At 66.3% G+C, this 26,271-nt stretch carries 18 protein-coding genes; 9 read left to right on the top strand and 9 right to left on the bottom strand.

Annotated elements, in window-relative coordinates; all coding sequences use genetic code 11:
- Positions 1–5: 5 nt before the first annotated feature.
- The 6 genes from Poly30_RS03520 to Poly30_RS03495 are packed head-to-tail and all read right to left on the bottom strand — an operon-like array spanning position 6 to position 7,433.
- Positions 6–677, bottom strand: a complete 672-nt coding sequence (locus Poly30_RS03520; RefSeq protein WP_145194639.1) for an energy transducer TonB — start codon at positions 675–677, stop codon at positions 6–8.
- Positions 678–696: 19 nt separating this feature from the next.
- The gene (locus Poly30_RS03515) at positions 697–1,107 is read right to left on the bottom strand and encodes an ExbD/TolR family protein (RefSeq protein ID WP_419190909.1); all 411 of its coding nucleotides are present in this window, start codon (positions 1,105–1,107) and stop codon (positions 697–699) included.
- Between the two features lie 15 nt (positions 1,108–1,122).
- Positions 1,123–1,896 (bottom strand): MotA/TolQ/ExbB proton channel family protein, encoded by a 774-nt coding sequence (locus tag Poly30_RS03510; protein ID WP_145194638.1) that lies wholly within the window; start codon positions 1,894–1,896, stop codon positions 1,123–1,125.
- A 12-nt stretch (positions 1,897–1,908) separates the two neighbouring features.
- Positions 1,909–3,543, bottom strand: coding sequence for a MotA/TolQ/ExbB proton channel family protein (locus tag Poly30_RS03505; RefSeq protein WP_145194637.1), 1,635 nt, complete (start codon positions 3,541–3,543; stop codon positions 1,909–1,911).
- A 13-nt stretch (positions 3,544–3,556) separates the two neighbouring features.
- A complete protein-coding gene (locus tag Poly30_RS03500; RefSeq protein ID WP_145194636.1) occupies positions 3,557–4,366 on the bottom strand; it encodes a DUF3450 family protein in 810 nt (269 codons plus the stop codon).
- Between the two features lie 58 nt (positions 4,367–4,424).
- Entirely contained in the window at positions 4,425–7,433 is a 3,009-nt protein-coding gene (locus Poly30_RS03495; protein ID WP_145194635.1) for a TonB-dependent receptor, read from the bottom strand.
- Between the two features lie 476 nt (positions 7,434–7,909).
- Here Poly30_RS03495 and Poly30_RS03490 point away from each other — a divergent pair, with 476 nt between their 5' ends.
- Positions 7,910–8,839, top strand: coding sequence for a class I SAM-dependent methyltransferase (locus Poly30_RS03490; protein ID WP_419190908.1), 930 nt, complete (start codon positions 7,910–7,912; stop codon positions 8,837–8,839).
- A 105-nt stretch (positions 8,840–8,944) separates the two neighbouring features.
- Here Poly30_RS03490 and Poly30_RS03485 read toward each other — a convergent pair whose 3' ends face one another.
- Positions 8,945–9,775, bottom strand: coding sequence for a chemotaxis protein CheW (locus Poly30_RS03485; RefSeq protein WP_145194633.1), 831 nt, complete (start codon positions 9,773–9,775; stop codon positions 8,945–8,947).
- 35 nt (positions 9,776–9,810) lie between these two features.
- The gene (locus Poly30_RS03480) at positions 9,811–11,073 is read right to left on the bottom strand and encodes a hypothetical protein (protein ID WP_145194632.1); all 1,263 of its coding nucleotides are present in this window, start codon (positions 11,071–11,073) and stop codon (positions 9,811–9,813) included.
- A gap of 308 nt (positions 11,074–11,381) precedes the next feature.
- Here Poly30_RS03480 and Poly30_RS03475 point away from each other — a divergent pair, with 308 nt between their 5' ends.
- The 8 genes from Poly30_RS03475 (at position 11,382) to Poly30_RS03440 (ending at position 23,183) form a co-directional block, all read left to right on the top strand.
- The gene (locus Poly30_RS03475; protein WP_145194631.1) at positions 11,382–12,311 is read left to right on the top strand and encodes a rhodanese-like domain-containing protein; all 930 of its coding nucleotides are present in this window, start codon (positions 11,382–11,384) and stop codon (positions 12,309–12,311) included.
- Positions 12,312–12,328: 17 nt separating this feature from the next.
- Entirely contained in the window at positions 12,329–14,095 is a 1,767-nt protein-coding gene (locus Poly30_RS03470) for a multiheme c-type cytochrome (RefSeq protein ID WP_145194630.1), read from the top strand.
- A gap of 5 nt (positions 14,096–14,100) precedes the next feature.
- Positions 14,101–15,639, top strand: a complete 1,539-nt coding sequence (locus Poly30_RS03465; RefSeq protein ID WP_145194629.1) for a cytochrome ubiquinol oxidase subunit I — start codon at positions 14,101–14,103, stop codon at positions 15,637–15,639.
- Positions 15,636–16,727, top strand: coding sequence for a cytochrome d ubiquinol oxidase subunit II (cydB, locus tag Poly30_RS03460; RefSeq protein WP_419190907.1), 1,092 nt, complete (start codon positions 15,636–15,638; stop codon positions 16,725–16,727). Before Poly30_RS03465 ends, cydB begins: the two co-directional genes overlap by 4 nt.
- A 118-nt stretch (positions 16,728–16,845) precedes the next feature.
- Positions 16,846–18,279 (top strand): TolC family protein, encoded by a 1,434-nt coding sequence (locus tag Poly30_RS03455; RefSeq protein ID WP_145194628.1) that lies wholly within the window; start codon positions 16,846–16,848, stop codon positions 18,277–18,279.
- 169 nt (positions 18,280–18,448) lie between these two features.
- A complete protein-coding gene (locus Poly30_RS03450) occupies positions 18,449–19,726 on the top strand; it encodes an efflux RND transporter periplasmic adaptor subunit (RefSeq protein ID WP_419190906.1) in 1,278 nt (425 codons plus the stop codon).
- On the top strand, positions 19,723–22,827 hold the full coding sequence (locus tag Poly30_RS03445) for an efflux RND transporter permease subunit (RefSeq protein WP_145194626.1): 3,105 nt from the start codon (positions 19,723–19,725) through the stop codon (positions 22,825–22,827). The genes Poly30_RS03450 and Poly30_RS03445 overlap by 4 nt, the downstream gene beginning before the upstream one ends.
- Positions 22,827–23,183 (top strand): DUF3240 family protein, encoded by a 357-nt coding sequence (locus tag Poly30_RS03440; RefSeq protein WP_145194625.1) that lies wholly within the window; start codon positions 22,827–22,829, stop codon positions 23,181–23,183. The genes Poly30_RS03445 and Poly30_RS03440 overlap by 1 nt, the downstream gene beginning before the upstream one ends.
- Here Poly30_RS03440 and Poly30_RS03435 read toward each other — a convergent pair.
- On the bottom strand, positions 23,163–26,252 hold the full coding sequence (locus tag Poly30_RS03435; RefSeq protein WP_145194624.1) for a CBM96 family carbohydrate-binding protein: 3,090 nt from the start codon (positions 26,250–26,252) through the stop codon (positions 23,163–23,165). The genes Poly30_RS03440 and Poly30_RS03435 overlap by 21 nt on opposite strands.
- Positions 26,253–26,271: the final 19 nt, after the last annotated feature.

Below are 26,271 nucleotides of genomic sequence, written 5' to 3'. Positions count from 1 at the left end.
AGTCATCACTGCTTGGGGAAATCGATCGTCTGGCGGGAGCGGGTGGACACGGCCTTGCCCTTCCGGGTGCCCGGCTGGAAGCGCCACTTCTTGACCGTGCGCAGGGCGGCGGCTTCGAGAGCGGGGTCGGAAGAGGACTGGACCTTCGGCTTCTGCACTCGGCCGCGGGAGTCGACGATGAAGATCACGACCACGCGCCCGGGGGTCGCCTTCTTCTCCTTGGCGTTGAGGCTCGGCTGCGGCCGGTCGATGGCCGTCGGCTTGCCGTCGAGTTCGGACATGTCGAAGAGGCCTTCCACGCCTCCCCCACCGGTCACATTGGAGAGATCGATCTTGAAGTCGACCGCGCCGACGCCACCGGATCCGAAGTCGCTGGACATCAGCATCTCCAGCTGGGCGAGGTCGAGCGGCTCGGACTCTTCTTCGAGTTCGGGCGGCTCCTCCTCCTCCTCGGGCTCTTCGGGCTCGGGCTCCTCTTCCTCGATCGCGTCGGGCGGTGGCGGAATCTCCGAGGACTCCACGGGGATCACCAGGGTGTCGGCGCGAGCACCCTCGGCAATCGCGTTGATGACCGGAAGGAGAATGAAGAGGCCCACGGTCGTCGCCAAGGAGGCGCTGATCGCGAAGGCGTTCTGCGTGACGTGGATGGCGCCGGCCTTGACGTACTTGGTGACCATGGCAATCTTCCCGTGTGGATCAGGACCCCATCTGGGTCGCGATGTTCACCTTCAGAGCGCCGGCCGCCTTGGCCTCGCCCACGACCTGAACGAGCGTTCCCGTCTTCGCGCCCTTGTCCGCCTGCACGATGACCGGCGTTTCCGGCTCGGCCTGGAGCATGCGCTTGACGAGCGAGCCCACTCCGCGCACGCCGATGTTGCGCTTGGCGTAGATCACGTCGCCATTCTCGGTGATCGCGATCAGGATGCTGTTGCTCTCCAGCTTCGAGGACGCGGCCGCCTGGGGCTTGTCGACCTCGACGCCGGTCTCCTCGACGAACACCGTCGTCACGATGAAGAAGATGAGCAGAATGAACACGCAGTCGATGAGAGGCGACATATCGATGGCCGTTTCGACCTCGTCGTCGCTGGAGTCGCGGAATCGTCCCATGGTAGACCTCGCTGGTCAGGCGCCCGGCTGGGGCTGAGTGGTTGGCTGGTGCTGAAGGCGCGCGAGAAGGCGCTCCTTGATCTCCCGCATCGCGAGTTCGCGCACGAGTCCCTGGTTGGACTCCTCGACGCGTGTCTCACTCGTGAGAAGCGCTTCCTGGGTCCACACCGTCTCGGCGTGGGCGAGGAACTTCTTGAACTTCTCGAAGCGTCGGGAGAGGTAGTAGTGAAGGAAGACTCCGGGGAGCGCGACCATCAGGCCGGTCTCCGTCGTGTAGAGGGCCTCCGAGATGCCCTTGGCGATCATCGACATCGTCTTGTCGCCGCCGCCGCCGTTGGACATGGCGTCGAACGTGGCGAGCATGCCAGTGACCGTGCCGAGCAGGCCGACGAGCGGCGCTGCGCCGACCGCGATGTTCATCAGGCGCAGATCGCGGGCGAACGGCTCCATCTCACGGGTGCGCACCTCGGCGAACCCATCGTGAACGGAGTTGCCGTCCGCGCGCTGAACGTGCTCGACCTCGTCGAAGATGTCGCCCACCGCGCCCTTTCGGTCCCGGGGCTCATGGATCCAGCGCCGCCAGGTCGCCTCGCTGACGCCGCCCGTGCGCTTGCGCAGGAGACGGACGAAGACCTGGAAGCCGATGAAGAAGATGAAGAGGGAGATGATGAACAGTGCGATCATCGCCCAGCCGCCCTGGGTCCAGATATCGATGCCCTTCGAGAGGGTCGTCTCGGTCTCGGCAGCTCGGGCGAACCACCAGTCCCTGAGGTCTTGGAAAATCGACATGGTCCGATTCCCCTACGCCTTGACCTTGGCCTTCGTGGGCGTCGCGCTGGACTGACCCGCGCGTGCATTCTGCCCACCCAGCATCTCGTTCAGAATCTCGGTGACCTGGCTGCGAACCGCGTCCTGATCCGGCGCCAGCATGGCGTGGATCCCGGCGGAGGTGGTCGCGCGCTGGCTTCCCGGCGCGCCCTCACCGAACTCGTCCGAGCGCGCGACCTCGTTGGCGAACTGCACCGCGCTGGCTTCCATCTGAGCCGTGACGCCGCGCGCCTTGCGCGAGAGGTACGCGTGCAGGAGCAGCGACGGGATCGCCACGATCAGGCCGAACTTCGTCGTGATGAGCGCCTCGGAGATGCCGCCGGAGAGCTGCTTGACGTCGCCCGATCCGAAGATCGTGATCTGCTTGAAGGTGTTGATGATGCCGGTCACGGTGCCGAGAAGCCCGAGGAGCGGCGCGGACGCGGCGCAAACGGCGATGAACGGGAGCCCCTTCTGGAGCCGGTTCTTCGTCACGAGCACCTTCTCGTACATCACCTCTTCCATCAGATCGCGGGAGCGACGGATGTTCGCGACGCCCGCCTGAAGCATCTTGCCACCCGGCCCGCGAAGCTCGCTGGCCCGGCGCTTCGCGCTGTCCTCGTCGCCTTCCTCTACCGCGGAGAGAAGCCCGCTGAACTTCTTGCGCGACGGCTTCGCGACGAACAGTAGCGACATCCATTTGTAGAGCGCGACGATAAGCGCGAGCGCGGCCATCAGAAGGATCGGATAGATGATCGCGCCCCCCTTCTGGACGTGCTCGACCAGCGTTTCCTTGGTGGCCTCGACCTTGTGAGCGTCGCCGAGCGACGGGTCGAAGGGCATCGGACCCGCGCCGCTCGCGACGACGGCGGACGCGGCCAGACGATCGGGTTCTTCGCCGAAGGCGGTGATGATCGGCTCCAGGGACCCGAGTCGCTGCTGGACCGTGCCAACGGCCTCGCCGTCCTTCGAGCGGAAGATCGCGGTCGGGCCCAGGAGAATGAACTGGCCGTCCCGGACCAGGCCCTCCTCGTCGACGGCGGTGCCATCGAAGCGGACGCCGGAGCCGAGCTCCTTCAGGCGCTCGATCGAGACGTCGAGCAGCGCGGCCTGGGCCGCGAAGATCTCGGACTGCGTGAGGTTGCTGTTCTCGACGGCGAGCTGGGCGCTGTCGATCGCGTCGCGGTAGCGCTGGACCTCGGCGATGTGCAGGCGAGACTCGAAGTTTCGAGCGTACTCGGAGAAGAGCGAAGAAGCGTAGGCCGCCTCGTCGCGGCGCTCCTGGATCGTCTTCGTGAGGTTGACGAGCTGCTGGGCGGCGTCGCCCTGGTCGCGCGTGGCCGCCGTCAGCTCCTTGTTGGCGACGAGGAGCTCGGCCTCGAGGCGATGAAGTTCGGCGCTGAGCGGCAGGACCTCGGCGGTCGCACGCTCGCGCAATGCCGTGAGTTCGGCCTCGGCCGCGCGAATGTCCGCCGTGATGCTCGCGGCGGTCGTGGCCATGGCGGAGCCGCTCGCCTCGTCCTGCTGGGTGGCAGCCGGGGCCTGGGCTGAGACCGTGGCGCTGCTGGAGAGGGCGAGGCTTCCTGCGAGGACGAGCCCCGTGAGGAGAGTCTGTGGTTGGATGAACATGGTGCGGCCTGCCTCAGTCGATGACGATCGGGACCTGAACGAACTGCGGAAGCTCACCGTTGAGCACCTTCACCGCCTGCTGGATCTCGGCCGCAGCCTCGTTCACGGGCGTCCAGACGAAGCCCTCCTCGGAGGAGTATCCGCGGCCGGCGCGATCACCCGCGCCGTTCACGTAGTAGGCACCCGAGATGCCGAGGTAGAGCGCGGTGACCTGGGCGGTGGTCCCTGCCATGATCTCGCGCGTCTCCGTCGTGACGTGGACGTCGGTGTTGAACTTGTCGATGAAGTTCAGCACCCCGACGACCTGACCGAAGCGCTTCGAGAGGCTCAGGGTCGTGTTCTCAGGATCTTCTGGAATGTTCTGCGAGAGCTCGCGCACCTGCTCGACGAGCGGCGCGGGCATGCGCTTGAGGAGCTCCTTCGTGCGAGCTTCCAGCGGGCCGATGAGGGCGCGGAGCGACTCGGACGCGGCCTTCAGCGTCTCGTTCTCGGCCTCCAGCTCTTCGCGCTTCGACCTCGACTCGTCGACCTGACTGCGGCGAGCCTTGGTGGCCTCACGCGTGTCCTCGATCTGGCTGCGAATGAGCTCGATGCGATCCGCAAGGAACGCCTTGTTCTCGGCGAGCAGCGCGCGCTCCTTGCCGATCTGTCCGCGCAGTTCGACCCAGGTATCGATGCCGCTCAGGGCGGATTCGATGGACGCCTTGGCCGTTCCTTCGTCCTGACTGGCGGACACGCTCGTGCCCGCACCGACCAGCGCCACCCCGGCGCCGAGCGCGAGGACCCAGCCCGCACGCTTCCTGGCTTCACTGATTTTCTTCATCACGTTGGTGGCCCGCCCGTTGGGCCCATTTCGGGGGTCGTTCGAGAGCGCGTTGGCCCTAGAACTGGAAGTTGGCGCTGATGCTCACGGAGTATTCGATTCCGCGAGTGAAGGTGGTGTTGAGCGTCTCGCCCTCGACGAAGTCGGAGCGGTAGATCTCGTTGATCGAGGGGTTCGTCAGGTTCTTGGCCCGGAACTGCAGGCGAAAGTGCTTGCTGAGCTGCTGGGCGACGCTGAAGTTCAGCGTGTCGAACTGCTCCTGATACACGGCAGGGATGTACTTCGTGCCGTTGTCGGCGAGGCTATCGCCCGTGACGAGCGTGTCGCCGCGAACCGTATAGAAGAGACCGAGCAGCGTGCCGGTGTAGGGCACGTCGTAGGTCAGGTAGACGTTGAAGAGATGCTCGGGCGCATTCGTCGCGTCGCGCTTCGTGAGGTCGTAGCCGTAGCTGGCGAAATCGGCGGCCTCGGAGTCGGGGAGCGACACTTCCGATTGGATGAACGTCGCGTTGGCGCCGAAGCTGAGTCCCTCGAGCGCTTCCCAGTAGCGCTCCAGGGACTGCCGGGCCTCGAACTCGAAGCCGCTGAGCTTGCCCTTGGGGTAGTTGATCGGGAACGTGAAGTTGAAGTCGATCTCGCGCTGGATGTACTCGATCGGTCCGTCGATATCCTTGTAGAAGTAGGATGCGGAGAGGAGGGTCCCGTCATCCGGCCGATAGTCGAAGCGCAGGTCGTAGTTGTCGAGATTGGAGAGCTCCAGTTCGGGGTTACCAATGAAGATCGGGCCCCCGAGGAACTCCTGCTGGAGGACGGGTGTGAGCTCCTTGAAGGTCTGTCGCGCCAGGGTCTTCGAGAACCCGAGGCGCATCTCGATCGCGTCGGTGAGATCGGTGCTGAGCCCGATCGACGGAAGCGTGTCCGACTGCGAGATGGAGACGTCTCCCTCGCCCGGCTGGAGCTCCGATTGGTTGAACTGGCCCTGGGGGAACCAGGTCGCCTGGGCTTCCGGGTCCAAGGTGACGCCGATATCCGTGGACTCGACGCGAACGCCGGTGACGAGGCGAACGGCCTCGGTGACCGGCAGGTCGATCATGCCGTACCACGCCGAGATATCGATGTTTCCCGTGTAGTCGACATCGAGCTCGAGAGACTCAGCCGCGCCGTCGCTGATCGGGTGATTCTCGTTCTCCCAGTTGGCGGCCCAGGAGTCGCCAAACTCCCCCGGGAAGGTCCCGACGCCGCCTGTCGGAGGAGTGAAGTTGCTGAAGCTGTTGATGTCGAAGGTACGGTCGACGCGGTCCTCGAACACGCCGAACTTGAAGGCGCCGTCCAGCGAATCCCACTGCTCGAACGGGAGCGTCAGGTTCACGGCCCCTTGCAGGCTGTCCTCGTCGAGCTTCTTGTAGATGCGCTGGAGGTTGCCGAGGATGAAGTTCGTGTCCGGCTTGAACTCTTCGAAGAACGGATCCTGCACGACGCCGGTCGCGGGGTTGTAGCTGCCTGGGAACCACTTCGCGCCGAAGAGACGTTTGTCCGGCTGATCGAGCTGGGCGAAGCTCGACGACATCGTCCACTGCAGCTCCGGTCGCTTGAACTGAAAGGCCTCGCCGAGGGACCACTCGCCGAAGGGCAGCTTATGGTCGCCGTGGAGCTGAATCGTGCTGGTCGTGCGCTCGGTGTACTGCAAGCTCTCGGTTCGCAGGTAAGGCGCGATGTCCAGCTGCTCGGTCTGGTTTCCCGCGCCTGCCGGATCGTTGGGGTCGTACTGAACGCCGTAGCCCTGCTGAACGTAGTAGTCCTTGCCGCGCGTATCGGTGGCCAGAACGGCTTGATCGTCGGCGGTGTGGGTGTAGAGGAAGCGCAGGCCGACCGAGTTGTCGTCCCATTCCACGCCAGCAGCCGCCACGCCGCCCCACTGAACCGAGCGAGTGGCGCGCTGGATGTCGAAGAGGGACGTGGTCAGGTCCCAGGAGTCCGGTTCGGTGCCTCCGTCCGAACCGGTGATCTCCGGCGTCAGGCCCACTCCAGGGCCGCGTTCCCACCAGGAGTCGTCGCGCGCGTTCTGCGCGAACGAGCTGTCCTTCTCGTAGAACATGCTCAAGAAGCCGCCAACCTTGAAGCCGCTGTCGAACTCGGTGCTACCGCCGATCGCGTTCGAGAACTTGTAGTCCGTGGGCGGGGCCACCTGGCTCACGCCCACCGCACCGGTCCAGTTCTCGCCGATCGGCTGCGGCCCACGCTCGTCGCCCTCGAGGCCAAGGGCGCCGACACCGCCGTCGCGGTAGCCCAGGAACGCCTTGTTGTTCGTGACCTGCGTGTTGTAGCTCGTCGCGCCCTGGAAGCTGAAGACCGGCTCGTCCGGGATGCTCTTCAGCACGATGTTCACGGCGCCGCCGGAGGCGTCGCCCTGCTGGTCCGGCGTGAAGGTCTTGGAGACCTGGATGCTCTCGATCACGACGGCCGAGTACTGGTCGAGCTCGACGGCGCGCTTGTCCTCGTTGGCCGAGGGCAGTCGGACGCCGTTGACCTGGCTGCTGACGTAGCGGTCGGGGAGGCCGCGGACGACGGCGGTCGAGTCGGCGGCGACGGTCGCTCCCGAGACGAGCTTGAGGCCGTCGGCCGCGTCGCTGGCCCCGCCCCGGGTCATCAGGTCCCGCCCGATCGTGTCGAGGAGCGCGGGCGCTTCGAAGCGCAGGTTCAAAAGACCCAGCTCGCTCGCGCCGCCGAGGACGATCGCCTCCTCGACCACGAAGGGGTCGAGGTCCGTGAAGTCGCCGGAGAGGGAGGCGTCCAGGTCCGTGAGCTGGCCCGGCAGGACGGCCACGTCGACGGAGACCTCTTTGGTGTACCCGACCTTGGAGAAGACGACCGTGTAGGTCCCCGGGACGATGCCCGTGAGTAGGTACTCACCCTGGGTCCCCGTCTCGGCGAACTGACCGGTTTCGACGATCTCGACCTTCCCGAGCGGGAGGGGAGCCTCGAAATCAGCGTCCTGGACGTTGCCCCGGATCGAGCCTGTCTGCTGAGCCTGGGCCTTCGCGCTGGACACGAGAAAGACGATGGACACAGCAATCCAGCGGATTGCGCAGCGCTTGACCACGATAAGTGTCGTTCGGGATGGGCTCCGGGGGGAGCCTGAGAGGGGGGAGATCCGGACGAACGGTCGAGCCGAGGCCGTCCCGGGACGAGCCCCCGGGCTCCTCGCCGGGTTGATGGCCGAAGACGCTATGGACGCGCGATCAAGGAGCGTTCAAGGAGGGTTGGCCTTACGATCAAGGCCCTCCAGGACGGGCTCACTGGCCCTGGCCTGTCCCGATCGGAGCTGACGGCAAAAAAATTCCAGGTCCGAGAGGGCTCTCACCTGACAGCGCCGTGTCCCCTTGGATGGGAGAACCACCGGCCTGTCTCCCCCCACGGATGGGGTCGACGCCATACTTGGCGTCGCGGTCGTGTGCCTCTGGCCCCGTTCTCGGGTCCCTCCGCCGGATTTCACCGTCGCGCCTGCCCTCGTCCCACGCTCACGGCTCGCAGCCAATCCATCCCATGAAGTCAGCCACCCGAGGACCACGAACACCGAAGTTCGAGCTGGCCAGGCGCACGCTTGGCAAGCTCTCGCTGGGTGAACGGCTGCTGCTCTGGCTATCCAGGCACCCTGAGGACGTGGAGGTCGTCTCCGACTACGAAGCACCTGGTGCCGCCTGGACCGTGGACAATGCGCTCCAGCCGTTCGAAGCGGTCTTCCCGGGGTTCCGTGATGCGATCCGGGGCAAGCGCGTGCTCGATTACGGCTGCGGTGACGGCTTTCAGGCCATCGCGCTGGCCCGTGCAGGAGCAGCCGATGTGGTGGGCGTCGAGGTTTCCCAGGCCCGACTCCGGCATGCAAGAGCCCTGGCCGGGGAAACCCGGACCGAGGGGGTCGAGTTCACCGAGAAGGCCGAGGGCCGCTTCGACGTGGTCATCTCGCTGGACGCGGTCGAGCACTTCCTGGAGCCCGAGGAGAACCTTCGCGAGATGGTCGCCGCCCTGACCCCGGAGGGTAGGGTCTTCGTGACGTTCGGGCCGCTCTGGTTCGCGCCCTTCGGGCACCACATGCACTTCTTCGCACCGTGGCCGTGGCTCAACCTCCTCTTCAGCGAGAGGACGGTCTACCGCATCCGGAGTCTCTATCGGAAGGACGGAGCGACCACCTACGCACCGGACCTGAACCGGATGACCGTGAAGAAGTTCAGGTCACTGCTGAAGTCGAGCGGCGTTCGGGTCGAGTCCCTTCGGTACGGAACGGTCAAGGACCTGCCGATCGTGGCGCATATCCCCCTCCTCCGAGAACTCTTCGTCAATCAGGCCAACGCCGTCCTCGGCCGCAACCTCGACGAGGTCATTCCCCACGCGGCGCCGGCGACCGCGAAGCAGAAGGACAGGGACCGCAGGGTGAGGAATCAGCCTTCCCAAAGCGTGTCGGTCCCGAGTGCCTGACGCCGTAGTTCCGTTGAGGAAACCCAACGCAGCCAGGGCTCGAATGGGGCCATACATACGAAAGGGACTTCTGTTCCGGACCACAAGTGCCCCGAATCAGAAGCGCTACGTCTGGGAAACGGTCCTGAGCGGCGCGTAGAGCGTCGGCTCATCCACGAGCAGCGCCAGTTCCCGCTTGGCGCCGATCAGCGTGGCCGTGAGGCCTCGCTGGGTCAGGTGCGGCACCTCGGACCTCGCTTCCGTTTCGTCCATCATCGAATGGAGCGGGACGTCCATGACGCCTTCGACGCTGTCCACGCAGTAGGCGATGCCGTCTCCGTCGCCGTCATTGCCCCGCAGCACGATCGCGATCTCGCGCGCGGTCTCGTCGAGCAGCACCTTGAACTGCTGGAACAGGGCGATCATTTCGCTCAGCTCGCCGTTGCGAACGGCATCGATGCGCCAGCGTGCCGCTTCGACGTTCCCTTCCGCCACAAGGTCCTTCACCTCCACCGCAAGCGCATGGATCCGGTTGTGCGGTCCCTCGAACTTCCGCAGGTGGCTCGCGATCAGCACGCTGTCCGTCTCGAAGGTGTCGTACCACCGACCGAAGGCACACTTGCGCGGGTCCGTCGCCAGCCCGAACGGCCGCTCCTCGGCCACGCTCGCCTCCAGCTCCAGGATCCAGTTCCGGTGGTCCTGCTCGCGCTGCTCCAGCATCGCACGGAACTCTCCGATCTCGACGTCGAGGGTCGGCATCCCCATCACCCCGCGGAGGTCGAAGGCCGCGATGGTCTTCCCACGCTGGATGAAGACACCGCGCATGCTCGGCGGCATGTGCGGAAGCTGGGTCAGCGTCGGGGTCTGAATCATCTCCGAAACGCAGCTCACCGGGATCCCGAAGAGCTGGCCAGCGATTCGTAGCAGGACTTGCTTGGTGGTGATGGTCTGATTCACGGTGCGGCGAGAGGACAGGGAGACACTCGGGTCTGCTATCGGTCGCCAGCGGGAATTCCCTGAGCCCCTCGGCCCATTTCTACTCCGGGGGGCCCTCCTGATCCCCCTGGTCCCCCTGGTCCCCCTGGGGGCTGGCTCTGCTCCGGGGCCGAGCCCGCTGCGCCGTCCCGCTTCCCGTATCCTGGCGGCCTCGAGAGGAGCACGATCCGCCCGCCATAACCGGACGCCACCAGCTCCAGGGTGCTGTTCCGATCGTCGATCTCGATCGCGTTCAGCCAGTGCCCACGATCCTTGTCCTCGAAGATCGTCTCGGCTTCCCAGCGCTCGTCTCCCTTCGTGAGAAGCTCCACGCGCCCGGAGTAGCCGAAGATTGCCACCTGCTCGCGGGACTCATCCTCGTCGAAGTGCCCGGCGGCCAGCCCCCGGGGTCCCTCGTGCCCGTAGTGGATGGGAGTCGTCATCCAGCCGCCCCGCGCTTCCGCGTGGCGCAGGATCACTCCGTCGTCCTGGGCCGAGTAAAGAACCGTCCGACCCGGCTCCGATCCAGGAGCGAGCGCGATGCGGCCCTTCCCCACCGGTGACTGATGCAAGGTCGTCCAGGTGTGCCCCTCGGGACCGAAGTCCAGGATAGCCAGCTCCCCGGTCCGCGAGACCGTGGCCAGCCGCTCCCGCGTCGAGCCGGCGGCCGCAGGAAGCACGAGCGCGTCGCGGATGCGACCGGGAAAGCGCTCGAGCTCGTTCGTCTCGAAGGCCCCGTGTTCGCCCGTCGAAGTCACGAGAAAGAGCCCTCCGGGGTTCGTGAAGGCCAGCAGTTCCTCGCCGGGGCTGGCCGGATCGATCTCGACGGCCGCCACGGTATGCAGCTCCAGGCCAGGGAAGGTCGCGATCAGGCGGTGGTCCGTCGCTGCGTTCGGGTAGGTCCTGATCTGATAGAGGTTGCCCTTCTTACCGCCTGTGTAGAGTTCAGGACCCGGAACCCGTGGATCCACGTCGCCGTGGTCGAGGGCCCCCAGCCACGCGCCGTCATCGACGGTCGGGAAAGGCGTCCACTTGCCGCTGTAGGAGACCATCATCCAGCAGCGTCCCGCGTCGTCGAGGCCGACGACCTGCGGCCCGCGGTACTGCTCGAAGACCGGGAACGCCTTGACGGTCCAGATCCCCAGGGCTCCGCGATCGAGCACCAGCGAGGCGTCCCAGCCGGCCTTGGCGATGAGCGGGACGCGGCGCTCGGCGGGGTCCGAGTCAGAAGGAAGAAGGAGGCCCGTGGCGAGGGTGAGCGCGAACGTCAGGAGAGGCATGGAAAGGGGCTGTGGAGGGGAGGGAGGGGGAATTCCAGAGCGTGGCGCCACCTTAGGGCACCTGGGACCCGCGGTTGCAATCGCGCGGGAATCGAGACGCTGGAGGACCACTGTTAACAGCGCTAACCAACAACCTGAACACGGGCGTGAACACGGCGGCCGCCCATCGCGGGGCGGCAGCCACACATCGCTCGCAAGCCCATACCCAAAAACTACTTACGATCAAATCCACCCCCTGGCTTCACCTGGTACGCCGCTTGTTACCGACCCGTCGTGATCCCCACTCCACTCCGTCCGGGAGGCGCACCATGATCGTCAAGCAGTTCCAGACCGAAGCCCACGAAATCGCCTCCTACCTTCTGGTGGACCAAGGCGCGGGCACGGCCTCGGTGGTGAACCCGCTCCCGGATCCGGCGACGATCGAAGGCTATGTGGACGAGGCCGAAGCGCACGGCGCCACCATCGAGCAGGTCCTCCTGACCCATTTCGACTCGGCCCACCTGGAAGGCTACGAGAAGCTTCGCGCGCGCCTCGGCCATCTGATCCTCCAGGGTCCGAGGCCCCTCGCCGACTCTTCCCAGGGCAGCGCCCCCCTGGCCGCCCTCGCGCTCGAAACGTTCCTCGAGCGCAGGCGAAGCGGCGCCCTCCTGATCGACGTTCGGCCCGCAGCTGAGTTCGCCAGGGCCCATCTGCGAGGCGCGGTGAACCTCGTGCTCAACGACGAATTCTGCCGGTGGGCGGCGGCGCTCCTCGAGCCAGGAATTCCGATCCTGATCGTCGCAGGCCCCGAGGACGCCCAGGAGGCGTCGCGTCGCCTTCGCCAGATCGGACTGGATCTCGTCGAGGGCTTTCTGGAGGGAGGGATGGAGGTCGCCCTCCGGCGCCACGATCTCGTGGAATCCACCCGCCAATGCTCGCCAGAGACGATCGACAGGCGACTGCACCAGTCGGAGCCTCCTCTGGTCGTCGATGTACGCACCCCGTCGGAGTTCGCGACCGAGCACATCGTAGGCGCGGTAAACATTCCGCTCAGTGTGCTCTGGGATCGCGCGGGAGAGCTTCCCATGGGTCGCGAACTCGCGATCATATGCAGGCGCGGACATCGAAGCTCAACGGCGTTGAGCCTTCTGATGGCCGAGGGTGTCACCACGACCTGCAATATCGCTGGCGGAATGGACGCCTGGAAAGCGGGCGGGTTCCCGATCGAATCCCGGTCCGCTCCTTCGTACGGCGTGTAGGCCTCGACCCTTTGACCATGAAACGACCCAGCCCTGAAACCAAGTCCTCCGTTCCCTTCGTCGCTCTCTTGGCCGGGGTCCTCCTGGTGAGTGTGAGCGCAGGATCCGTGAAGGGTGCGATCAGCGCCGCGCCCCAGGACGACACTTCGGAGGCGCCGGGCCCGGCCGTTCAGCACTCCGAGAGCTGCGCCCTGTGTCACGAGAGTTCCACGAACGCCACCGCGATGCGCGACCGCAGCGGTGCTTCCGTGGCGCCCTACGACCTCTGGCGGTCCACCATGATGGCCAACTCCAGCCGCGACCCGCTCTGGCGCGCGGCCGTGGACGCGGAGATCGCGGCAGCACCCGCCGCCGCCGGGGCGATCGCCGCGAAGTGCCTGAAGTGTCACGCGCCGATGGCGGAGCGCATCGGCCTCGATGACCACGGAACGAACGATCCGCTCCATGTGCTGTCCTGCGAGAGCGAACTCGGACTGCTCGCCCAGGACGGCGTCTCCTGCACGATCTGCCACGGCATGTCGCCTGACGGACTCGGAACCGACGCCAGCTTCACCGCCGGCTTTGCGCTCGATCCATGGCGGCGCCTCTTCGGCCCCCACGAAGAACCCTTCACAGGCCCGATGCTGATGCATACGGGCCTGGAGCCGGCCCACGGAAGCCACATCGAGAACTCCAAGCTGTGCGGCAGCTGCCATACGCTCATCACCCACCCCCTCGACGCGAAGGGTGCGGCGGTGACCGTCGAAGGCGAAGAGCACCCGGGCTTCCACGAGCAGACGCCCTACCTCGAGTGGCGCAACTCCGCCTTCTCGAACGAGACCGCCGACGGCGAGGAGATCCTTCCCGCTCCGACCGGCTCGCGGACCTGCCAGTCCTGCCACGTCCCGCGCACGGGAGCAGACGGCCGCCCCATCCGAACGAACCTCGCCCACAACCCGGGCGGCCGCGACTTCCCGTTCCTCGACGCGCGCACGCCCTTCGGGCGCCACCTCTTCGTCGGCGGCAATACGCTCGTCCTCGGACTCCTGCGCGACAACGCCGAGGAGCTCGGGGTCACCGCGCCGACCGAGGCCTTCGACGCCACCATCGAGGCCACGCGCGACCAGCTGGAGCACCGCACCGCCTCCCTCGCGCTGTCCGAACTCCGCAACGTCGACGGGCGCACGGAGTTCGACGTGACGGTCACGAACCTCAGCGGCCACAAGCTCCCGTCCGGCCACCCGAGCCGCCGCATGTGGCTGGAGGTCACCGTGAAAGACGCGGACGGCAACGAGGTCTTCGTTTCCGGGCGCTCCGATGCCGAAGGCCGCCTCGTCGACGCGGCGGGCGAGCCCCTCGCGTCCGAGTTCGCGGGCGGCCCCATCCAGCCCCACCGAAACCGCATCACCGAGGCCACCGAGGTCCTCTGCTACCGGGCCGTCATGGCCGACAGCGAAGGCAAGCCCACCCACCGCCTCATGCGCGGCGCCTCGTGGTACCTCGACAACCGACTCTTCCCGCGCGGCTGGAGCCAGGAGCACCCCGACGCCGAGCGCACCGCAGCCTTCGGCATCGAGGGCGACGCCGACTACCTGGCGAACAGCGCCAGCGGCAGCGACCGGGTCACCTATTCGGTGCCCGCCAGCGGTGAACTCGAGATCGAAGTGCGCCTCTGCTACCAGAGCGTTTCTCCCCGCTGGGTGGCGGAGATCGCCACCTTCGACACCCCCGCGATCCAGCGCTTCCTCGACATGTACGGGAAAGCCGATCGCACCCCCGTCGTACTCGCCACGACCGACACCTGACGCCCATGGATACCGTCCTCCTGTCGCGGGTGCAATTCGCACTCACGATCATGTTCCACTACATCTTTCCGCCGCTCACGATCGGGCTGGGGATCGTCCTCGTCTACCTCGACGGGCAGTGGCTGCGAACGAAGGACGAGGCTTTCAAGCGAGCCGCGCGCTTCTGGACGCGCGTTTTCGCGCTCAACTTCGGGATCGGGGTCGCGACCGGCATCGTGATGGAGTTCGAGTTCGGCACGAACTGGGCGACCTATTCGCGCTTCGTGGGCGACGTCTTCGGGAGCGCGCTCGCGGCCGAGGGGATCTTCGCCTTCTTCCTGGAGTCAGGTTTCCTCGCGCTCCTGGTGTTCGGTTGGGACCGGATCTCGCCGGGGCTTCACTTCTTCGCCACGGTGATGGTCGCGCTCGGCTCGATCTTCTCCAGCGTGTGGATCGTGATCGCGAACTCGTGGCAGCAGACGCCCGCTGGCTCCAGCATCGTGCCGATCCTGCGCGATGGGGAGCCGTGGATCGTCGACGGCGAAACCATGATGCGAGCAGAGATCACGGACTTCTGGGCCATGGTGTTCAACCCGTCCACCGTCCATCGGCTCACCCACGTCTGGCTCGGCGCGTTCGTGATGGGCGCCTTCTTCGTGATGTCGGTGAGCGCGTGGTACCTCCTGCGCAACCGGCACCTCGATTTCGCGAAGCGCAGCTTCCGCGGGGCGCTGGCCCTCGGCCTCGTCTCGTCCCTGTCACTTGGCCTCAGCGGGCACTTCCAGGCGAAGAACGTCTACGAGCACCAGCCCGCGAAGCTCGCGGCGTTCGAAGGCCACTACGAAACCACCGAGGGCGGGACGGGCCTGGCGCTTTTCGGCTGGCCCGACGACGAGGCGCAAACGCTCCGTCACGCCATCACCATCCCGGGGGTGCTCAGCTTCATGGTGCATGAAGACTTCGGGAGACCGGTTCTCGGCCTCGACTCGTACCGGCCCGAGCACCGACCGAAGGCGCTGATCCCCTTCTTCAGCTATCGCCTGATGGTCGGCTGCGGGGTGTTCTTCATGCTGGTCACGCTCTTGGCCGCATGGAAGCTCCGTCGCGGCACGCTCTTCCAGAGCCGCTGGCTCCTCCATGTGTTCGTCTGGTCCGTGATCCCCGCCGCGGCCGCCAATCAGTCCGGCTGGGTCGCCGCGGAGACCGCGCGCCAGCCCTGGATCGTCCATCCGAGCGTCCAGCACGACGCGGGCGGCGCACTGCTGCGCGACGCCGACGGCTTCATCGCTTACGGGACCGTCGCGACCGACGACGGAGGCGAGCGCATCGCCGGGCTCGCGACGACCGACGGCGTCAGCCGCGCGATCCGCTCTTCTCAGGTCCTTCGTTCGATCATCCTCTTCGGCCTCCTCTACCTGCTCCTCGGAGCGATCTGGGCCTTCTTGCTCTACAAGAAGATCGAGCATGGTCCGGACGAGGGCGATGGCCCGGAAGACGACCCCATCCTCGAGGGCGCTTCGTCCCCTGTGATCGACCTCGTTGCTGGCGCAGGAGCCTCCCGATGAGCTCTCTCTCCCTCGCCATGCTCGCCGACGCGGCCGATTCCGTCGGCTGGACCGGCCTCTCCCACGACACGCTCGGCATCGTGTGGTTCGGGGTCCTCGGCGTCCTCCTGATCGGCTACGCGATCCTCGACGGATTCGACCTCGGCGTCGGCATGATGCAGCCGTTCGTCGCCCGCACGGACGAAGAGCGGCGGCTTGTGCTCAACTCGATCGGCCCGATCTGGGACGGTAACGAGGTATGGCTCGTCACCTTCGGCGGGGCGCTGTTCGCGGCGTTCCCGGAGGCCTACGCCACGATCTTCTCTGCCTTCTACGACGCGCTCTTCCTCGTTCTCTTCGGGCTCGTCCTGCGCGCAGTTTCGATCGAGTTCCGCAGCAAGCTCGAGACCGCGCGCTGGCGATCGGTGTGGGATCACGTCTTCTTCGGAAGCTCGGTGCTGGTGACCTTCCTCTTCGGGGTCGCAGTCGGCAATGCGATGCGCGGGATCGCCCTCGACGAGCGACACGAGTACACCGGCGGATTCCTCGATCTCCTCAGCCCGTTCGCCATCGCCGCGGGACTGATGGCCGTCGCGCTCTTCGCGCTCCACGGCTCGATCTTCCTCATGCTGAAGACCCACGGCGACCTCCAGCAACGCGTCCTTCCGCGCGTCCGAATCGCCTACATCAACTTCATCGTGACCTTCCTCGTCACCACCGGCCTCGCGCTCTGGAAGACGCCGACGACCTTGGAGAACATGGCGACGCATCCGATTCTCTGGACGGTGCCGGCGACGCTCGGCGTGGCCGTGATCGGAGTCAAGGTGGCCCACAACGCGAAGAAGAACGTGGCGGCCTTTGCGCTGTCTTCGCTCATGATCGCGTCGTTCGTGGCCCTTCTCGGTGTGGGACTCTTTCCCCACCTCGTGCGAAGCAGCGTCATCCCGGAAAGCCATAGCCTCACGGTATTCAATGCTTCCTCTTCCACGAAGACGCTGGAGATCATGCTCTTGATCGCGGCCATAGGCATGCCCCTCGTCCTCACGTATACCGGCATCGTGTACTGGACTTTTCGCGGCAAAGTACGCCTCGACGCCCACAGCTATTGATTCGCGCGAAACGCTGCGAAGGTGCCAAGATCGGTCGTTATTACCGAACGACAGGGTGAACGTAGATTACCCGCGTGTAAGTGACTGCGCCGCCAGGCCCCCTGTAACTTCCCACTCGATGATGTGTGTCACACCCAACGAATCGAAGTCGATTCTGCTTACCTGGCTTCGAGTCTTCGAGCTTTCGGGTTCGATGATCGCGCCGGTCCTCCTGGGTGCGAGCGCCCTGTCGGCGTGCGCGAGTTCCGGAGCGGAGGCACCGCGTGCCGTTCGCAGCGACGGCGCCTCGAAGAGCCCCATGAGCGCGGCGAGTCGGCCGCAAGGCGCGACGGTTCCTGAAAGCTCGGAAGCGGCACCCGTTCGCTTCGAGGACGGGCTGACCTGGGAAGCCACGCTCCAGGCGGCGCTCACCCGCCATCCTGAGCTCAAGGCCGCCCAGGCCGAACTCGACGCGCTCAGCTCGGACATCGAAACCGCAGGGCTGCGGCCCAACCCGTCGATCAACCTCCAGGTCGAAGACGCGGGCGCCAGTGGCGGCGGCTACACCGGACCCAACGGCGGACAGACGACGCTGATGGTGACCCACACGCTGGAGCGCGGCGGAAAGCGAACCGCGCGCCAGGAGTACAGCCAGGCGCAGCGAAGCGCTGCCCAGGCCGCCCTCATCGTCCGGAGCCAGGCCGTGATCTCCGAGGCCCGCGGTCGTTTCCTCGCCGCGCTGTCGTCCCAGGAACAGCTCCAGGTCCAGCGCGACCTCCTCGCGCAACTCGAGACGTTCTATCAGGCGGTCACGTCGCGGGTTGAAGCCGGCAAGGCGTCCGGCGTGGATCAACAGCAGCTGGCACTGCTCACCACCCACGCGAGGCTCGAGGTCCAGGCAGCGGAGGCCCACGCGAGAACAGCCCGTCTCCAGCTGGCTCAGCTCTGGGACGGTCGCGTCGAGTTCGATCGGGTCGAGGGCGACTGGCCCGCGGCGGCGGCTCCGCCCGCGCTGGAGCAACTGCTCAACCGCTGGACGGACAGCCCGGGCCGCGCACGGATCGAGAGCGAACTCGCCATCAGCAGCGCCGCCGTTCAATCCGCCGAGAGCTCGACGCGCCAGGACTGGGACCTGTTCGCAGGCTTTCGCAGGCGCGAGCAAACGAACGACTGGACCGCCACGTTCGGATTCGACATACCGATCCCGGTCTTCAACGGCGGTCTGAGTGCCCTCGAGGCCGCACGCGCGCGGCGGCGCCAGTCGATCCACCAGAGCGAGGCGACGCTTCGCGAGGCACACCGTGAGCTGAATCGGATCCACGGGGCCCTTTCGAACTCGTTCGCCACGCTGGACGCACTCGAGGGCGGCGCCCTCGACGGCGCGAAGTGGCTCTATCAATCCGTGAGAGAAGGCTATGCCCAGGGGCGCTTCGAGCTCCTGCAGGTCATCGAGGCCCAGAAGTCCTACTTCGAACTCATCGCCCGTCATCGTCAGGCACAGATCGACCATCACTCCGCCTGGGCGGAACTCGAAGGCCTCCTCGGAGAGGCCTTCAGTGGTCCGGAACAGTAGTCCCATTCCCATGTATGGCCCCATTCGAGCCCTGGCTGCGTCGCGTTTCCTCAAGAGGACCACGGCTACGCCTTCGTCAACGCGCCTTCTCAGGTGCCGATTGGAGCTCATACATACCAAAGGGACGTCTGTTCCAGACCACCACGGAAGTCGTGTGGAACAAGAAGCCATGAACCAGATCATCCGCGCCATCGCGCCCACCACGTCCCATCCCCGATGGAAGCCCGCTGGCCTCCTGATCACCCTGCTGATCACTCTCCCGTGCTTGGCCTGCGGCAGTGCCGACGAGCCCGAAACCCCGGCATCCGCTGGCAGCGAGGGCGAGGAGCGTGCACCGCGTTTCGAGCTTCGAAGAGCCGCCCTGGAGAACCTGCGCCTGCAAACCGTCGAGGTCGGGCCCCAGGTCCTCACCGGCAAGCGGACATACCCCGGCGTCGTTCGCTACAAGGAGAGCGCGCGCGCCCATCTCGTCTCCCAGGTCGAGGGAGTCGTGCGGAACATCGACGTCAGGGTCGGGCAGCGCGTGGGCTCCACCACCCAGGTCTGCACGCTGGACAGCCGCGAGCTCGGACAGGCGCGGGCCCGCTTCCTGGAAGCCTTGAGCCTCGCCGACTTCAAGGAGAAGATGTTCTCCGCCGAAGCCGACCTCTGGGCCAAGAAGATCACGTCCCGCGACAGCTACATGCGCGCGGAGCAGGACCAGACGGAGGCGCGCCTCTCCCTCGTCACGGCGGAGCAGGCCCTTCGCTCGCTCGGACTGGAGGACGGCGAACTCGATCGGCTCCGCGGTCGGTCCTCGTCCGACGCCTCGGGAAGAGTGGAGGCCACGGGCCCGATGGGCTTCGAAGATCGCTCCCTGAGCCAGATCCAGTACACGTCCCCCATGGACGGCGAGGTCATCGACGTACTCGTCTCCAGGGGCGAAGCCGTCAGCCCCGGCCAGGGGATCCTCCAGGTGGCGGACCTCTCCACCGTCTGGATCGACACGCGCGTTCCCGCCCATGACCTGGCGGTTCTGGAGATCGGCAATCCGGTGCACGTGCGCTGGGCAGCCGCAGGCGCCTCGCAGGAGAGCCAGCTCATGTACATCGCACCGGAGGTGGACGCCTCGAGCCAGACGGCTCTGGTGCGAATCGAACTTCCGAACCCGGGTGGCACCTGGCGCCCCGGGCTCTTCGTCAGCGTCGACGCCGAGGTCCAGCGCGAACTGGTCGACCTCGCGGTCCCGACCGAAGCCCTCGTCGCCGACCCGGACGTGCCGGGGACCTTCCTGGTGTTCGTGCAGCTGAAGCAGGGAGAGTACGAAGCGACGCCCATCACCGTACTGCGCACCGATGGCGGCTTCGCCGCCATCGAAGGCAACCTCCACGCCGGCGACCGCGTCGTGATCGGCGACACGCTCTTCCTGAAAGCGGTCTGGCTCGGTGAAGGCGGGATGGAAGAATGATGCAGCGACTCGTTCAGTTCGCGCTCACGCAGCGGATCCTGGTCGTCGTCTCGGCGATCGCGATCGCGCTGGGTGGCCTGTGGGCGTTCGGACGCCTCCCCATCGACGCATTCCCCGACATCTCGGTCCCCCAGGTGCGGGTGATCGTGAAGGCGCCGGGCCTTTCCCCGGTCGAGGTCGAGCAGCGGATCACCCGCCCGATCGAGATCGAGATGCAGGGCATCCCGCGCAAGGAGATGCTCCGGTCCCTCACGAAGTACGCGCTGTCCGTCGTGACGGTGGACTTCGAGGAAGGAACCGACATCTACTGGGCTCGCCAGCAGGTCACCGAGCGCCTCAACCAGGTGTGGGGCGACATGCCGGACGGCGCGCAAGGCGGCCTGGCGCCGATCACCACGCCCCTCGGCGAAGCGTTCATGTTCACCGTCGAGGGCGAGGGCTACACCAACCAGGAACTCCGCACGGTCCTCGACTGGACCGTCCGCCCCCGACTCATGTCCGTCGACGGAGTGGCCGAGGTGAACGCGCTCGGTGGCCTCGTTCGCTCGTTCGAGGTCCAGATCCAGCCCTCCAGGATGCAGGCCTTCGGGCTCTCGATCAACGAAGTCGTCGACGCCATCCAGAAGAGCAACCGAAACGCCGGCGGCGATCGCGTCGTCCGCAACAACGAGGTGCTCCTCGTGCGGACGATCGGACAGATCCAGTCCATCGAGGATCTGGCGAGCATTTCCATCCGCACGAGCAGCAACGACCCCGAGAGCGGCGGCGTCCCGATCCTCGTTTCGGACGTGGCGGACGTGCGCGTGTCCTCGATGACCCGCTTCGGCGGGGTCTCCAAGGACGCCAAAGGCGAACACGTCCAGGGCCTCGTGCTCACGCGCCTCGGAGCCAACAGCCTGATCACCGTATCGAAGGTCAAGGAGACCCTCGCGCAGATCGCGCCCTCCCTCCCGCCCGGCGTCAGCGTCGTTCCGTTCTACGATCGAACGGACCTCATCAACCGCGCGGTCACGATGGTGCGCAACGCGCTCGGCATGGCCTGCGCACTCGTGGTGCTCGTACTCCTCGTCTTCATGGGCAACCTGCGCGGCGCCGTCACGGTCGCGGTCGTGCTGCCCATGGCGGTCCTCGGCACGTTCCTGGCGATGAACTCGCTCGGCATGACGGCCAATCTGATGTCGCTCGGCGGACTCGTGATCGCGATCGGGATCCTCGTCGATCCGGCGGTCGTGGTCGTGGAGAACATCCAGAGCCAGCTGAGCCAGCCGGTCGCCGGCGCCTCGAAGCTCAATCTGATCTATCGGGCCGTGCTCGAGGTCGCGACCCCGGTGGTCTCGGGAACGGCGATCATCGTGATCGTCTTCCTGCCGATCCTGAGCCTCAGCGGACTGGAAGGGCGCATGTTCGCGCCGCTCGCCGAGACGATCGTGGTCGCACTGATCGTGGCGGTGGCCTTTGCCCTCGTGCTCATCCCCGTGCTTTCGAGTCTCCTCCTCAAGTCCGGCGGGTCCGACGAGAACGCGCTGATTCGACGCCTCAAGAAGATTCACTCCCCCCTGGTGAACTGGGCTCTCCGTCACCGTGTGCTGGCGTTCACGCTTCCGATGCTGCTGCTCGTTCCAACGGGCTTCCTCTTCAGCCTGATCGGCGGGGAGTTCATCCCCACCCTGAAGGAAGGAACGATCGTCGTGCAGACGGCGAAGCTCCCGACCATCTCCCTGGAGCGCTCCATCGAAATGGACGGACGCATCCAGGCAGCGATCATGGCGAGCCCCGAGGTCCAGCACGTGGTCTCGCGCCTCGGATCCGACGAGCTGCGCCTCGACCCCATGGGTCTGCACGAGTCCGATCACTACCTGGTGACGGCCCCCGAGTCCGAGTGGACCGTCAACTCCGAAGAAGAACTCATCGATCAGCTTCGCCAGAACCTCGAGGCCATCCCCGGCGTCTCCTTCGGCTTCACGCAGCCCATCGAGATGCGGACGTCCGAGATGATGACCGGCGTGACGGCGCAGCTCGCCGTGAAGCTCTTCGGGACCGACCTTGCGGAGCTCAACAGCCTCTCGGAGCGGATCGAGTCCGCGATCGCGACGACCCCCGGCGGCGTCGACGTGAAGCGGGCGCGCCTCAGCGGTCAAACGTACCTCGAGATCAACATGGACCACACGGCCATGGCCCGGCTGGGGCTGCGTGTCGAGGACGTGAACCAGCTGATCGAAGCCGCCGTCGCGGGCCAGCAGGTGACCCAGGTGATCGAAGGCGCCCGCAGAACGCCGGTGATGATCCGCTACCAGGAGACCAGCCGCGACAGCGTCGAGAGCCTGCGCTCCCTGCTCGTCGATACCCCCGTGGGCTCCAAGGTGCTGCTGAGTTCCATCGCCGAGATCCTCGAGGTCGACGGCCCGGTCCAGCTCGGCCACGAGAACAGCATGCGGAACGTCGTCATCCAGGCGAACGTCGACGGTCGCGACATCGTCGGTTTCGTGGAGGAACTCAAGCGCAAGATCGCCGCCGAGATCCCCATGCCGCCCGGCTACTTCGTCGAGTTTGGCGGCCAGTTCGAGAATCAGCAGCGCGCGGCAGGACGCCTCGCGATGGTGATTCCCCTCGCACTGGGCCTCATCTTCTTGATCCTCTTCAGCACGTTCCGATCGCTGCGGCAGGCATTCCTGATCCTGGCGAATATCCCGTTCGCCGTGATCGGCGGGGTCGCGGCTCTCTACTTCAGCGGCCTCTACATGTCGGTCCCCGCGTCCGTCGGCTTCATCACGCTCCTCGGCACCGCGCTGCTCAACGGCATCGTGATGGTCAGCTACTTCAACCAGCTTCGGGACGGCGGCACGCCGCTAGAAGAAGCGGTGCGTCAGGGCTCGGCCCGCCGCCTTCGCCCCGTGCTCATGACCGCGGTGACGACGGCGCTCGGCCTGCTTCCCATCCTCGTGGCGACCGGCCCGGGCTCCGAGGTCCAGCGTCCGCTCGCCGTCGTCGTCGTCGGCGGTCTCATCACCTCGACGATCATCACCCTGGTGGTGCTACCCGCTCTCTACGCATCCATCGAACGCCGCAGCAGCGCCAGGCCCACCGCTGGAGCACTCGCCTGATGGAAACCCAGCTGGAGAATCCGATGGAGAACCCGATGAACTGCCTCACGCTCTACCTGCACCCCGCCGAGGAGTACGTGGTCATCGATGCGCTGCGCGCGTCACCGGAAGTGAGCGGATTCACGCTCACCCGCTGCGAGGGACACAGCACGCGGAACCCGTCGGAAGCCAACGCGAACGCGATCGATCTGGTCGTCGGCTTCGTGCCGCGTATGCGAATCGAGGTCATCCTGCCTTCCAGCGCCGTGGATCCTGTCCTCGGCCGCGTCCAGGCAGGCCTGGGACCGGACTCGAAAGGGCACTATGCGGTGACCCCCGTGCTCCGGTCCGGGTCGCTATCGAAGGGCCAGAACTAGCTCGGGCGGGTTCCCGCCTTCTCGACTGGAGAAGATGGCGCTATCCGTCGAGCTGCTCACCACGGCGAGCCAGAGAGTTCCGTCCCCGAGCACGGCCCCGGTCAGGTCGTACTCCGTCCATCCGCCGCTGATCGCCTGGTCGGCGGCGGCGACCGCCGCACCGACGAGCGAAGGCGCGTTCCCCGAGGTGAGGCCCTGCTCGTCCCACGGGCTCGCCGCGAAGTAGACCTCGCCCCCTGAGCGACTTCCGTCCTCGGAGAACAGGCGAAGCGTGGCGGTGTCGACGAACGATCCACCGACACCCGCGACGTCGAACCGAAGGTAGGACGCGTAGGAGGGGCTGCCACCGCGGATCCGCAGCGTGTCGAGATCGCCGTAGTTCGTCGTTGGGTTCGACGACTTGACCTGACCATCGGCGACGGAGATCGTCGTGGCCGTGGTGACGGTGTCGAGCGTCAGCACCAGCTGGGGTGCCTGGTAGCCCTCGCGGCTCGAATAGAGCGCGCTGTTCGTCGAGCCTTCCAGGAGCGCGAAGGAGTGTAGCCCCTCCCCCGTGATGGCAGCCGTCACGTCGATCTCGACCCAGAGCCCGCCCGTGATGTCACCGATCGAACCGATCGGGCCGCCGATCGTAGCCGGTGCGTTCGCGTAGGTGATCCCGCCTTCGGTCCAGCCAGAGCCGACCGAATACACCGTGCCACCCACCGGCGTGCCATCGGTCACGAAGAGCCGCAGGACCGCCGAGGAAACGGGGTTCGCGCCGATGCCGGTCACGTCGAACTGCAGGTAGCTCCGGTACTCGGTTCCGCCGCCACGGACCTGGAGGTAGTCGCTGAAGCCGTAGTTGTTGTTCGGCGAGTTCGAGCGAACGCGCGCATCCGCCACCGGCTCGAAGGTGGCCGTGGGGATCTCCGGCTGGACGAAGACAGCGCCAGGCTTGACGAGAACGTCCAATCCAGCGGTCGTCGAAACGGTCAGGGTGACCGTGTGGGACCCCGGCTGCGTGTACACGTGGACGGGGTTGCGCGAGGTCGAAGTCGCCCCATCCCCGAAGTCCCAGAGCCAGGCGGTCGGGTTGCCCTCCGACTCGTCGGTGAACGTCACCTCCAGCGGTGCGCGACCGCGGGGCGGCGCCGACGAGAACGCGGCCGTGGGAACGATCGGCGGCGCGACCGTGATCAGGTCCGTGCGGGTGAGGGACCCCGTTCCGCCCTCGCTGATCGCCGTCAGCGTCACGGAGTACGTCCCGGGCGCCATGTAGGTGTGCATCGGGTTCTGGGCCACCGAAGTGCCCCCGTCGCCGAAGCTCCAGTTCCAGACGACAGCGCCACCCGTCGACTCATCGGTGAAGTTCACCGACATCGGCGACGTACCGGTCACCGCGTTCGCCGAGAACGCCACCGTGGGCGCCATCGGGGCCCCGAGCGTGACGATGAGCTCCGGCGGGACCGAGCCTTCACGGCTGGAGAAGAGGGCGCTGTCGGAAGAGCCGTTCGCGAGTCCGAAGCTCACCACGCCCTCGCCGAGCACGCCCGCCGAGACGTCGAACTCCACGAAGGTGCCAACGGCCACGGACCCGACCGCATCGAGCACGCCACCGATCGCCGCCGGCGCGGTCGCGTACGTCACCGAACTCTCCTCCCAGTCGTCCTCGACCAGCGTGACGGAGCCTCCGTCGACGCTCGAGTCGGTGACCTGGAGTCGGAGGAAGGCGCCGGTGATCGGCCGCGAGCCGATCCCGTCGACGTCGAAGCGCAGGAAGCTCCGGTACTCGACTTCACCCTCGCGAACCCGCAGCTCGGGATCGGTGCCATAGTTCCGGTTGGCCGAACTCGACTTCACCATGGCGTCGGCCGTCGCCACGAAGGTGCTCTCCGGGACGGAGCCGGAGACATCGATCAGGTTCGTCCGAACGACGACGTCGCTCCCCGAGCCGTTGGACGCCGTCAGCGTGACGGTGTACACGCCTGGCAGGACGTAGGTGTGGTCGGGATTCTTGTACGTGGACTGCGCGCCGTCGCCGAAGTCCCAAAGCCACTCCGTCGCAGGCCCCGTCGACGTATCGGTGAACTCGACGTTCAGCGGCGCCGCGCCGGCCACCTCGCTCGCGCTGAAGCTCGCCAGCGGCGCCACCGGGACCACCGGGACCATCGGATGCTGCAGCCAGATGGTCTGCGGCTCCGGTAGCTCCGTCGGACCGAACGCCAGCGAGAGGACGTAGGACTCGATTCGATCCGGGAAGATCTCGTAGTAGAGGAGCGCTCCGACGTCGATCACGGAGTTCGAGTTGAGATCGTGAACGTTCGGGTTCGTGATACCCGAGAGTCCGGCCTCGATCGCTGGCTGATCGAGGTGACCGCGCATGTAGCCGATGCAGCTCGAGTTCTCCAGCACGTTGACCATCGGCGTCATGCCGCGCTCGTTGTGCCGGTGGTGCCCGACGAGGATGATGTTCTCGAAGTTCGCGGAGGCCGCGGCTGCACGCGCCTCGACGTCCGCCAGGTCCGACGGACTGGTCACGTTCCACGCGCCGTTCGAGCCGTTGTAGCCGATGAAGCGCAGCCCCTTCCATCCGGTGAAGCCCGACGGACCGTTCTGGCCGGTGAACCACTCGCTCCCGAAGTCCCAGACGCCGGAGTCCGCGATGTACTCCTCGTACCTGGCGATCCCGCCGACTTCCTGGTCATGGTTGCCGGGGGTGCCGATGAGCGGGAAGCCGTTCTCCGTGATCATCGCCTGGATCGTGTCGCGCGTCGACGTCCACTGATCCAGCACGCTGTCGTCGTCCACGTAGTCGCCGGGGAACAGGATCACGTCCGGCCTGCGAGGGATCAGCGCACCGGGAGCACCCGCTTCGACGATGTGCGACAGGACGAACTCGAAGCGCGCGCGGTCGGCCGCGGTGATCGCCTGACTGTCACTGATCTGCACCATTACCATGACGGGTTCCCCGACGGGGCTGTCGCCCTCGGGTCCGTTCAGAGGTGCAGCCGAAGCGGCCAGACGCTGTCCCGCGGCGAAAGAAGAGAGGGCGGCCGTGGCGGCCAGGCAGGCGAGAAGAAAACGCACGGAGAAAAGCTGAGGCTTG

The organism is Saltatorellus ferox, from assembly GCA_007751475.1.
Lineage (GTDB): Bacteria > Planctomycetota > UBA1135 > UBA1135.
Note: the sequence above shows the minus strand (reverse complement) of the source record. Positions and strands in the feature narration are given on the sequence as shown.